Raw genomic sequence first — 11,700 nt, 5'->3', positions numbered from 1 at the left:
CATAACATCATATCATAGTTATTTAATTGGTTCATTTGTTTATACGAATGTCATAAAAAAATGTTTCGTCTTTTTCACCATTTCCTCATTTTTCACCTTTTTCCTTGTCCTTACATACTATTTGAGTACTGACGTTAAAGTAGGTGACTCGAATGAGATTTTTATATAAGCGGCCTAGGATAGAACACATTCAGGAAGAATTAAATACCGTGATGGAAGTGATGGTTTCCGATGTTTTTATTTACCTAGATTTATTTGTGTTTAGCTTAATCTTTACGATGCTGCTTTCTTCAACATTGCATTCACTAGCCATGTCGATTCTATTCTTTATTGGGTGCTATAGTTTATTTTCTTGCGTATACTTATTTGTTTTTAACCGAAAAGTGAAATAGATTAAACTATAAGTTGTTGCAGCTGTAAAAATTGTTGGGTAATCTCCTCTCCTGCACAAACACCATAATTTTTTGTAAGTGTAAAATTACTAGTGCCTGACACCCTAGCAAGCTCACCATGGGCTGGGACAAATCGATATTGGCAGTTTTCCAGAAAGTCCCAATCTAGTACGGAGTCCCCCGCACCCGCAATGACTTCCATACCTTCTCGCTTAGAGATAAATTCAAGTGCATCCCCTTTGCTGATCGCAAGAGGGATAAAGTAGAGCTTTCTCCCCTGTATGGAGATCCTCCAACCATATGATACAGCCAAATCATTAATCGCTTTTCGATCTGAAGCAGGTGGAAGACTGTTTAAAATGAAATAGAAAAATAAATTCTCCGCCTGCTTTATTTGTCCATCAAAATGAAAGCCTTCTCTTTTTAAAATCGCAAGCAACTCATTTTGGTGAACCGATTCCGCGTTCATACGCTGAAAAATATAGGTCGACCAATCTTTCATTATTTCACCTTTATTAAGAATATTGGCCCCATTTGAAGTAATTGCATATTTTAGCTGTATCTCCTCCTTAAAAATGTAGAAACGGTTAAATTGCTCTGTTGTCCTCGTTGTAACCGGAACAAAAAGACTAGTTAGTGATAGCTCTTTTAAAGCAAAAAAGGATCGTTCTGTCATATAGGCAACCCAATTATTATCTTTTTTTTCAACGGGTTTTAAGACTGTTTTATCTAGTTCTCCTAGTTCTTCAATAGCCCGTTTCGAATAAACCAATGTACGATCAAGGTCAGATGCAAAGATCATTTTTTAATCCCCTTAACCGACTTAATTAAGCCGCAGCATAAATACTTTAAATTTGGATATGGTACAACCTCTACACCCTTTTCTTCGGCAAGCATGAGAATATGTTTGACAAATGGACTTGACGGATCGCGCATTAGTATCTTCCATGGAACCCTGCGAAGCAGAACTCTTGTTGTTTCTCCGACTCCTGGTTTGATATAATGGGTACTTTCCATTTCAAACTCAGATTGAATTCGCTTGACGTCCTCCATCCCCAAGAATCCAGTTTCTATTTTCTCATTTTCCTTATGTGTAGCCATCTCCGCCGCTTCGCTTGCAATGTTTACAAATTCATTGCTAATCAAATCAATATATTCATTGGAAACATCAACAGGAATCAATTCCTCGTAATACTTAGCTCCATGGAATTCATCCTTCCCGATATATTGATCATTTAAAACCGTCCTACTCACCAACCCAGATACAGTTGAGTTTAGACATGCACTAGGAATTAAAAAATCCTCACGGGTTCCGAACAAAGTGGTACAATAACCTGGATCTGCGATGACTGCTAATGTGTCGTCAAGGTTTATCCCATATTTTTGTTGATAATCATGACAGGCTTTAGTCAATTCAAGCGAAATTGCCCCTTTACCTGTCCACCCATCAACAAATTGAATATCAGCCTCCGGATGTTGGCTAAGTATATATTGAAGTGCATTTTCGTCAATCCCTCTGTCGCGGATAATTGAAACACTGTAATGCGGCAATAATACAAGGTAATGCATGTGTATATACCTTTTTATTAATATCCCCACAGGCGTTCCTGCACGAGCCAGAGAAACAAGTATGGCCCTATCACCCTTAGATTGATAGATTTGTTCAGCCACAACACCAATACATAGGGCAACTTTTTGTTTGTATTCCTGTAAGGTTTCCCAAAATAAATCCACATACGCCTTTGGCGGCTGGTACTCAATTGGCAGTGATTCGCTGTAGTGAACACCTGATTGAACCATCAATTCCCGATTTTCAGTCGAATCCTCTAGCTTTATATCACTTAAATCCTTTAATAGAAATTGAACATCCTCCGCATTATAGCTTCCGATCTTTGCCGGTTTATTGATTGTGGTTTTCAACTTGTTCACCTCGATATTCAGAAAAAAAGACAAGTCTTATCATCTTTATTTGTAATTTATTTAGTTCTCTCAGTAATGGTTGAAGATTCTCTAACTTTACTGTTCTTTCAAAAAAGATAAATATTTCATCGTAAAATCCTGGTGGAATATTGTAAAAAAAGTGAGTAATATCTTGGTCTTCAGGATTAGGAAAAGACGCACCATACCTCGCTCCGTATCCTACTTTGTCTTCGATAAAAATCGGGCTTCGAGTTGTTGATTGATAATAAACACCTTTACCCATTTCGGCAGCTAGTTTCATCGGAAGATACATAAACTCTCCAGTGCCTAGGCAAAGCGTCCTTTTTCCAATCCTTTTTTTGTTTAAAACGGCCGCAGCTGCAGAGGTTTTCTGTTGAAGACTCCTATTTTCCGTACTGCTTAGGCCGAATCGACCTGTCTCTTTAATAAATGCCGCCTTATTCATCGGGTTATTGGCTGAATAGAGGGTCATGGTAAAAAAAGGTGATAGGTCTATTTGTTCGAAAGAGGACTCCACACGCTTGTTCGATTCCTCTTTTATTGACCAATTATTATTCATTTCATTATGATGTTTAACCTGTACTGTACCAGCCAAAAGGCTTACCACATTGATTTTTATCCCCAGGTCCTGTTCAAGACGGATAAAACCATTTCGATTTTCTTCTGAACGCCAATCCAAAATGGAAACAACGGTATAAACATGTCTTGGGAATTTAGCATGGATCGATTGGATAATATTTAAAGCGGTTTTACCCGTTGTTAGTTCATCATCAACGAGGATGATCTCTCGTTCATTTTGTATCATTTCTAACGGAATAAAACAACGATGTGATGTCGCATGGGAATGCTCTTCTTCAAAGGTAATTTTTGGTTTCACCTGTTCGAGTTCTTCTCGAGTGGTATGAAAGTATTCAGCCGAGTTAAAGCAATCAAAAAAAGCATGCCCAAGTGATGTGGCGGTTTCAGCAAATCCTATCACTACAGGACGAATATTGTCAGGGATAAAGGCCTTACTCTGATATAATTCTCCATTTTTAAAGGAGGTTAATAGACTCTCAGTTTCTAAACATTTTATCTCCTTTACCGTTTCAAGGAATCTCGCACCAAGAAGTGCTCCAGTTTGGAGTCCTTTATTGGGATCAATTGGTAAGTGTTTACCAAGCACTTTACTTACAAACAAAAACGACCGTTTCTTATTTATTCTTGCTGCCATTGTAAATAATTCTTCTAGTGTCAAATCATACGGATTTTCAGAAACTTCTATCTCTGTTTCAATAGAGTCTAGGATATTATACATATACTTCTTTTTTGATAAGGTCAATGGTTGTGAATTCTTCATGTAACACCCCGTACAGCTGTGATTTTAAGATGGTTTTCTTTGCCCAATAATAATGAGGTTTTATTTCATTCATTTTATTAGCAAAATTACTTTTCAGAACGCCAATATCCCCATTTGCCGCATTTATGATATTGCTAGCATCAATGAATTCCTCGTAGGAAACAACATTTAGGGCTTGCACTACTTTGATATGTGAAGGATGAATAATCGTTTTTCCTGTTATTCCGTTTGCAATATCCATTAAGATTTCCTGGATTAAACCATCCATATGTTCATTGATTAATTTTGCTCTCCATTTCAACCCTTCATCCCCGTACCGTTCTCGGAACGGTGTTTGCCTAAGCTGTGGCTTTAACATTCTCTTTTTCGCAGAAAAATACTCCCAAACTGGACCCGATACAACGTAGGAACTATCAAAGCGTTGAAAGACATTGATAATATCTGAAATGCAATCTCTTAAGACAGCGATATCATAAACGGTAGTATCCGCACTACGGCGAATTCCATATAATCCACAAAAATCAGTAGCCCCAATCCGAACATTAAGAATAATGTCCTTGTAGCGATCAAGAAGATTCTTTATACTCATTAATTCTTCCATTCTCGTTTCTTTTTGAATGACCTTTGCTGTCTCCAAGATCGGCATAGCATAAAATGGGTGCTCCTTTGTATGTAATCGGTGTACTTCCATTAATAATTCTTCTCCAATTTCAGCACTGAATTTTGGAAGCACGACCCCAGTAAGCAGACTTATTGCATCCCCTAATTGTTCGGTAACCCGATTTAACTGCTCTAGGTTTCGGATTCGGATAAACATAAGCGGTAGATCTGTATAGCTCAAAAAGCCTTTATTTAATTCAAAAAATAACTTTAATAATTGACTGATAAGCATTGCTTCAGCATCAGTTACCTCGTTATCACCAACAGCATCTTCTAAGTCGATGACAAGGGAGGTTAAACCTTCATGCTTCTTAGAGAGGATTTCTTGATGAATATTAGGGCGTGTGGCAGGCATATAAAGCGTGGCGCCTAAACCATAGGACAGTAGTTCACGGTGAGAATATTTAGTAAAAGCCTGCGGTTTTTGAAAGAAGAATCCTTTAATTTCATTTTCGTAAAAGTATGTAAAAAATTCCATAACCACTTTCTCCTCTTTAAAGGTAAAAAATAGAGGAGACGGACTCTCGTCAGCTCCCCTTTTTAGTCAACAATTTTTAGTTTTCTTTGCTAGTTTCCTTTTTCTTATTCATGAAGTGAACAATAAAGGTAGCTCCAAATGTTACGGCTAGAATAATAAAGAAATGTAATGATTCAATATGGATGTTGAATAACGGTAAGGTTAGTGCCATCTTAATAGAAATGATTAGGATTAAGATATAAGCGGTGGTTTCAAGTTCAGGAATCCTGTCGATTAGTGTAAGAAAAACTCCGGCAACGCCACGCATCATTAACACACCAAGGATCCCACCTACAAATAAAATCCATACCTGATTGCTGACCCCAAATGCCGCAAGAACGCTGTCTACTGAGAATGCAATATCCATTAATTCAACGGCAGCTACCGTTCCCCAAAAGGTACCAAATAAGCGTATTAGCAAGCCGCCTTGGTTAATTCCTGCTGCTTCCTCATCATCGTGACCAGTATCACCTTTACGCTTATCGATGAAATACTTAATCGCTAACCAAGCAAGATACGCGGCACCAAGGGCTTTAATGACCCAAAACTTGATTAAGTATACTCCGATTCCAATCGCAATAAATCGGAATATATATGCTCCTAATAAACCATAGAACAAGGCTCTCTTACGCTTTTTAGGTTCCAAATGTTTAACCATAACGGCTAAAACAAGCGCATTATCAGCAGAAAGTAATCCTTCTAAAATAATAAGTGTCCCAATAAGTCCCCAGCTGACTGGATCGGCTAATATTTTACCCCACATATTCAAATCAAAAAATTGCGCATAGGTGTCCAAGATATGATTCAAAACTGACATTAAAGTAATTCCTCCTAGAATAGAAAAGCGGAAGCGCCTTGTTCAGGCCAAGCATAAGACTCCGTCATGAAGGTTGTACTTTAACCTTCATGACGGATTGACTGTAGACCATAGAGCCCCTAGGCGCAGCAGCTAGACATATTGTTAACAAAGCTTTTGTAAAAAGACCCATTATTGATTGGGTCTCTTCATTTTGAAATATTAACCTATAGATAGTCCAAAGTCAGTTGCAAGTGCAGCTAATCCGCCTTGATACCCACTGCCAATGGCACTAAATTTCCATTCACCATTGTGGCGATACAATTCACCAACAACAATTGCTGTTTCAATCGAGAAGTCCTCACCTAAATCATAGCGAATCAATTCTTCACCGTTTGCCTCATTGTAAATGCGGGCATAGGCATTTGAAACCTGTCCAAAGTTTTGATTTCTGCTTTCTGCATCATGAATTGTAATTGTAAACGCAATCCGCTGAATATTGGCTGGAATAGTTGTAAGGCTTACTTTAATGCCTTCATCATCACCATCACCAGCACCTGTGCGATTATCTCCAGTATGTACCACAGCTCCATTTGCTCCTTGTGGATTATTATAGAAAATAAAGTCACTTTCATTCGTGACTTTTCCATTTTCCCCCAATAGGAAAACTGATGAATCTAAATCAAAGTCATTTCCACCATCATATTTGTTTGTGTCCCATCCTAATCCAACCACAACATTTGTTAAACCAGGATTGGTTTTTGTTAAATCAACTTTTTGACCTTTTGATAAACTTACTGCCATTTTTCATTCCTCCAATTTAGGTAATAGTCTATTTACGAGTTTGTCATAAAAAGGTTTCATTTATTATAATAAATTTTTTTCCTGCCAATAAGCAAATTCACATTAACTCATCCATTTAGGTGGTGTATTTTTAGCCCAAAAAATAGACCCTAACTCATGATGGCTCTGGAAATTATCATGGTAGGTGTGGTAATGAAAATTAAACCAGTAACCTGCTTGCGGTGGATTATCTCGTCTTACATGAAAACGAAGTATATCTTTACCGATAGCGCGATTGTTAATATTAAAGATTTTTTCAGAAAGGCCGGCACCAGGATGTTCGGTTATGGTGAGATTTTTCAAATCTTCTTTAGGAAATTGGACAGCAATTTCTTCAAGTGCAGTTTCGATATTTGGTAAAATAATTTCCCGAAATTCATTTTCGATGACTGGTTTAATCCTTGGACCAAATTTTTGATATGACTGGAATTCTGCTTGTTTTATTAATTCTTCAATAAACTTTTCTTTGTCAAAATCTGATTCTTCAATAAACGTGTTTGTTTGTCCATAGTGACTTTCGGTCGATGGCGCTTCAAAGGCATCACGATCGGCAAGATTCTCTCCATTTACCGTATTGATTAATTGTGTGGGGGTAACAAGTCCAAAAGTTAAAACAGATACTAATACAAATAACGTTTTACGAAGCCAATTGTTCATTTTTCATTTCACCTTATTCTTAGCAAGATTATGTATAATCTATTTTTTTCTAAAATTAGTTATTATACAAAATATTATACTTCTTTTTTCTTATAAATGGAAAAAAACAGTTTAAAAATCACAATTTAATCATAGAAAAAGGATGTCGGTTGACATCCTAATTAGCAGTGGGCTTCAAATGCCCCAAGTAAATTATGCATAACTGTTTCCATCGGCATTCCTTCAATATCATGTCTAGGAATGAAATGAACGACTTTTTTATCTTTTAATAATGCCATAGATGGTGATGAGGGTTCAATACCTTCGAAATACTCACGCATTTTCGCTGTGGCTTCTTTATCCTGTCCAGCAAAAACTGTTACTAGGTGGTTTGGCTTTTTTTCGCTATTTAGCACCGCTTGCGTTGCAGCAGGACGAGCCAATCCAGCAGCACATCCGCACACAGAATTTACGACAACCAGCGTTGTTCCGCTGACATTTTCCAAAAATTGTTCTACATCTTGTGCAGTAGGTAGCTCTTCGAAGCCAGCTCTTGTTAATTCTTCGCGCATCGGTAAAACCATTTGTTTCATATATTCATCATAAGCATTTGACATTTTAAATCACTCCGTTTCGGTTCATCCACTTTAGAATACCTAATCTATTAGCTATTTGCAATTTTATTCGGTCGCTTTCCTTGATTCAGTCATTTGCTTCCAAACAGAACCTTTAGCTTCTTTACCGCCTTCGATTCTTTCAATCGCCATTTTTATTTGCAAACTGACTTCAAATTCCGAATCATTTTCGGCAGCTTTTAACGCTGGAAGGGCCTTTTCATCGCCTGCTTCATATAAAAACATAGCTGCCCGCCAGCGAACTAACTTGCTCTTATCCTGCAATGCTTCCATCATCTCGTCGGCTGCTTCTGGAAACCCTAAATCTGATAGACAATCTCCCGCGGTTCTTCGAACGGTCACAGTTTTATCTTTCAATGCCTGATATAAAAGCGGAAGTACCTCTTTCTCTTTGATCATGCCTAGGTACACTGTTGCAAGCCTTCGAATCGAAGCCTTTTCATCAGATAATGCTTTTTCAAGTACGGGTAAATCCTCTAGTTCCGGATCATCCATTTGCTCGAGGAGTTGATAGCGAATCTGCCAATCGGGATTCTGCAAATCCTCCAATGTTACCTTTTTGCGAGAAAGATTAATTTTTGGTTCTGAAGTAGATTCTGCTGATTGAGCATTTGTAACTAATTCTTCTAATCGTTCCAGTGGATACGCGGCAATGAGTTCATCGACTACCTCCTTGCCAATTTGGTCAAAATCTCCATAGCGAACGCCCTGATTTTGCCACTTTCGCAATAAGATATAGTTATCTTCAGGAAGCTGTGCCCTTTCTCTTGCCTTTAAAAAGTGTTCCGCCAATCCAAACCGTCTTTCAGTAGCGCCATCGGTAAGCTTTACTTGGAGTGGAATATCCTTAAACATTTGGATTTCAACCTTAATTTCACCAAAATGTTCATCTATTTTTGCTGTGTTTGCAGTTTCATTCGCTTTTTCTCCAAATGCCTGGCGAACTTGAGGTAATAATTCCTTCCAATCATATCTTGCATTCCGCTCGACAGCAAGAAAGTCTGCGACATGGTACACGCCTTTGATGCCTTCGATTTGAAGGATGGATTGGATAACGGCTGGCGCATCTGTTGCTGTTTCTTTTTTATAATTATGGCTTTTCCCCATAGGAAGTTCTTCATCTAAATTAATTTTCATTGTATTCGGACTTGGCGTTGGTTCAATCGCCTTAATTTTCAAAAAGATCACCTAATTCTTATGATTTCTTTATCCAGTTTATCATATTGGATAAGTTTCAATCACCGGATATGCTTGAAGAAAAAGAGTACGCCCATGGACGCACTCTTATTCCTTTTCAGCCAGCTCTGCCAGATATGACCAGCGTTCGATTAAATACTCAAGCTTTTCGTTTAATTCGGTTTCCTGCTTCATCAAATCCTGTGCTTTCGTAAAATCACTGCCTGTTTTCGCCATTTCAACACCTATTTCTTCAATGCGGGTCTCTGTTTTCGCAATATCCTCGTCAATTGATTCCCATTCTTTTTTCTCTAGATAAGTCATTTTTTTCTTTTTTTCTTTCTCAACCGGTTTAGTTGGCTTGGCCGAAACTGTGACTGTTTTTTGTGCTTCAAGCGCTGATTCCTTCTCAAGATACTCTGTATAATTCCCAAAGAATGAATCTATTGTACCTTCCCCTTGTAGGACGAGAAGCTGTTCAGCCACCTTATCTAAGAAATAGCGGTCATGAGAAACAGTGATTACCACTCCCGGGAAATCTTCCAAATAATCTTCAAGTACCGTCAGTGTCTGGGTATCGAGATCATTGGTTGGTTCGTCCAACAATAACACATTTGGTGCAGTCATCAATATTTTTAACAAATATAAACGTCGTTTTTCCCCGCCCGATAGCTTTCGAATTGGGGTACCGTGCGAAAATGGAGGAAATAGAAAGCGTTCAAGCATTTGAGCAGCAGAGATCGTTTTCCCATCCGATGTTTCGACAATCTCGGCCGTCTCTTTAATGTATTCAATCATCCGCTTATTTTCATCCATATCTTCACTTTCCTGTGTATAATAAGCGGTTTTTACCGTTTGCCCCATGATAAACTCACCCTCATCAAGGGGGATATGTTTTGCGAGGATATTTAATAAGGTTGATTTCCCGGTTCCGTTTTTCCCGATAATGCCAATCCGATCCCCCGGCTTCACAAGTAAATCAAAATGATATAAAATCGTTTTTGCTCCGTATCGCTTGGAAGCATCCTTCAGTTCAAATACCTGCTTGCCAAGCCGACTGCCATTTAACGAGATATCCATCTTTTCAGAAGATGACTTCCCACTCGAAACCTTTTCATCGAGCTCATCAAAACGTTGAATCCTCGCCTTTTGTTTTGTAGACCTGGCTTTTGCACCACGCCTAATCCATTCGAGCTCCCTGCGGAACAGATTCTTACTTTTTTCAAAGGTAGCTGCCTCATTTTCTTCACGAATCGCTTTTGCTTCTAAAAAGGCGGCATAGTTCCCTTTATAACTGTATAATTGACCACTATCGAGCTCAAACATCCGATTCGCAACCCGATCTAAAAAGTAGCGATCATGTGTGACAAGCAAGATCGAGCCATTGTATCTACTTAAATAATCCTCTAACCATTTTACCGAATCAAAATCAAGATGGTTCGTAGGTTCGTCTAAAATAAGTAAATCCGGCTCGGCGATTAATACTTGAGCTAATGCGACGCGCTTTTTCTGTCCGCCCGAAAGTTCACTGATTCTTTTTGTAAATTCCTCAATCCCTAATTTCATTAAAATCGACTTTGCATTGGTACTAGCATCCCAAGCATTTAAAGCATCCATTTGCTTTTGTAATTCAAAAAGGTCTTCTTGGACTTTCGTGTCATTTGGAGAAAGATTCAGTTCTAATAAAGTTTTTTCATAAGCACGCATTAGTTTTAGGATGGGAGCATCGCCATGGAAGACTTGTTCAAGGACCGTTTTGTCACCGTCTAACTCCGGCTGTTGGTCTAAAAATGTAATGGAATAGTCTTTACTTGTGATGATTTTTCCTTCGTCAGGAGTATCCAGTCCTGCAATAATTTTTAATAGTGATGATTTACCGGTCCCGTTGATCCCGATTAATCCCACACGCTCTTTTTCTTTAATCGTGAACGAGATATTGTTAAAGAGCTGTTTTTCCCCATACGTTTTCGAAACATTTTCTCCTGTGAGCATTTTCATTCTTGTCCATCCCATTCTTGGTAAAATTGTTCTAAAAAGGTTTCCATCATTTGTTGACGGCTTTCTGCCATTTGTCGGGCAGACTCTGTATTTAGTAAATCTTTTAATTTAAGCAACTTTTCATAAAAGTGGTGAATACTTGTTGATTTACCTTTTCGATACTCTTCTAAGCTCATTTCGTTTCGAACCTTAATGCCGGGGTTATAAATTGGTTGTCCTTTTTTACCGCCATAGGCAAACGCCCTCGCAATCCCGATGGCTCCAATCGCATCTAATCGGTCTGCATCCTGGACGATTTTGGCTTCAATCGTTGAGAGCTCACTGTTTATGCCGCCTTTATAGGAAATCGTTGCGATAATTTGTTTTATATGTTTTTTTTCATTATCTGTTAGCGGAATTGTTTGCAAAAAGGTTTCCAGTTTTTCTTCACCTTTTTCGATACTTTCATTCAACTTTTCATCAGGGATGTCATGGAGTAATGCAGCCATTTCAATAATGAACGCCTCTCCAGTCTTTTCTTCCCTGCAAATATGTAACGCATTCCGTCGAACGCGGTCGACATGGAACCAATCATGGCCTGTCGCATCTTCAGCAAATTCATTACGGACAAATTCTTCTGTTAGCACAATTTTCGGATTCTTCATTGCTTGAAAGCACCTACCTTTATCCTTGCTATTTTAACATGAAAAACAAACAAAAAATAACCCCGAATGTTCGGGATTATTTTTTGTTAGCTTGGCGTCCGCTTTTTTTCTGACTTTGCGACT

The 11,700-nt window shown here is 38.3% G+C and carries 12 protein-coding genes; 1 reads left to right on the top strand and 11 read right to left on the bottom strand.

Going from position 1 to position 11,700, the window contains the following annotated elements; genetic code table 11:
* Positions 1–152: 152 nt before the first annotated feature.
* Positions 153–392: a hypothetical protein gene (locus QF028_RS06155; RefSeq protein WP_168244836.1), complete on the top strand. Its 240-nt coding sequence runs from the start codon at positions 153–155 to the stop codon at positions 390–392.
* Position 393: 1 nt separating this feature from the next.
* Here QF028_RS06155 and QF028_RS06150 read toward each other — a convergent pair whose 3' ends face one another.
* From QF028_RS06150 to QF028_RS06100, 11 genes are all read right to left on the bottom strand, one after another.
* Positions 394–1,194 carry an HAD family hydrolase gene (locus QF028_RS06150; protein ID WP_429464528.1) on the bottom strand — a complete coding sequence of 267 codons (801 nt, stop codon included), beginning with the start codon at positions 1,192–1,194 and terminating at the stop codon, positions 394–396.
* On the bottom strand, positions 1,191–2,312 hold the full coding sequence (locus QF028_RS06145) for a cysteine protease StiP family protein (protein WP_429464527.1): 1,122 nt from the start codon (positions 2,310–2,312) through the stop codon (positions 1,191–1,193). Before QF028_RS06145 ends, QF028_RS06150 begins: the two co-directional genes overlap by 4 nt.
* Complete coding sequence (locus QF028_RS06140; protein ID WP_429464526.1) at positions 2,293–3,672, bottom strand: phosphoribosyltransferase family protein; 1,380 nt, start codon at positions 3,670–3,672, stop codon at positions 2,293–2,295. Before QF028_RS06140 ends, QF028_RS06145 begins: the two co-directional genes overlap by 20 nt.
* On the bottom strand, positions 3,623–4,810 hold the full coding sequence (locus QF028_RS06135) for an HpcH/HpaI aldolase/citrate lyase family protein (protein WP_429464525.1): 1,188 nt from the start codon (positions 4,808–4,810) through the stop codon (positions 3,623–3,625). Before QF028_RS06135 ends, QF028_RS06140 begins: the two co-directional genes overlap by 50 nt.
* A gap of 76 nt (positions 4,811–4,886) precedes the next feature.
* Positions 4,887–5,666, bottom strand: a complete 780-nt coding sequence (locus QF028_RS06130; protein WP_215003164.1) for a TerC family protein — start codon at positions 5,664–5,666, stop codon at positions 4,887–4,889.
* A 201-nt stretch (positions 5,667–5,867) separates the two neighbouring features.
* The gene (locus QF028_RS06125) at positions 5,868–6,449 is read right to left on the bottom strand and encodes a TerD family protein (RefSeq protein WP_088088708.1); all 582 of its coding nucleotides are present in this window, start codon (positions 6,447–6,449) and stop codon (positions 5,868–5,870) included.
* A gap of 102 nt (positions 6,450–6,551) precedes the next feature.
* Positions 6,552–7,145, bottom strand: a complete 594-nt coding sequence (locus QF028_RS06120; RefSeq protein ID WP_429464524.1) for a YpjP family protein — start codon at positions 7,143–7,145, stop codon at positions 6,552–6,554.
* A 161-nt stretch (positions 7,146–7,306) separates the two neighbouring features.
* Positions 7,307–7,741: a BrxA/BrxB family bacilliredoxin gene (locus QF028_RS06115; RefSeq protein WP_168244841.1), complete on the bottom strand. Its 435-nt coding sequence runs from the start codon at positions 7,739–7,741 to the stop codon at positions 7,307–7,309.
* Between the two features lie 63 nt (positions 7,742–7,804).
* A complete protein-coding gene (locus tag QF028_RS06110; protein ID WP_410885977.1) occupies positions 7,805–8,938 on the bottom strand; it encodes a conserved virulence factor C family protein in 1,134 nt (377 codons plus the stop codon).
* 105 nt (positions 8,939–9,043) lie between these two features.
* Positions 9,044–10,933, bottom strand: coding sequence for an ABC-F family ATP-binding cassette domain-containing protein (locus QF028_RS06105; RefSeq protein ID WP_429464523.1), 1,890 nt, complete (start codon positions 10,931–10,933; stop codon positions 9,044–9,046).
* A complete protein-coding gene (locus QF028_RS06100; protein WP_429464522.1) occupies positions 10,930–11,577 on the bottom strand; it encodes an HD domain-containing protein in 648 nt (215 codons plus the stop codon). The genes QF028_RS06105 and QF028_RS06100 overlap by 4 nt, the downstream gene beginning before the upstream one ends.
* Between the last annotated feature and the right edge of the window lie 123 nt (positions 11,578–11,700).

Origin of the sequence: Neobacillus sp. B4I6, from assembly GCF_050434045.1 — a bacterium.
Taxonomy (GTDB): domain Bacteria; phylum Bacillota; class Bacilli; order Bacillales; family Cytobacillaceae; genus Neobacillus.
This window is presented reverse-complemented; position numbering and strand designations above follow the sequence as displayed.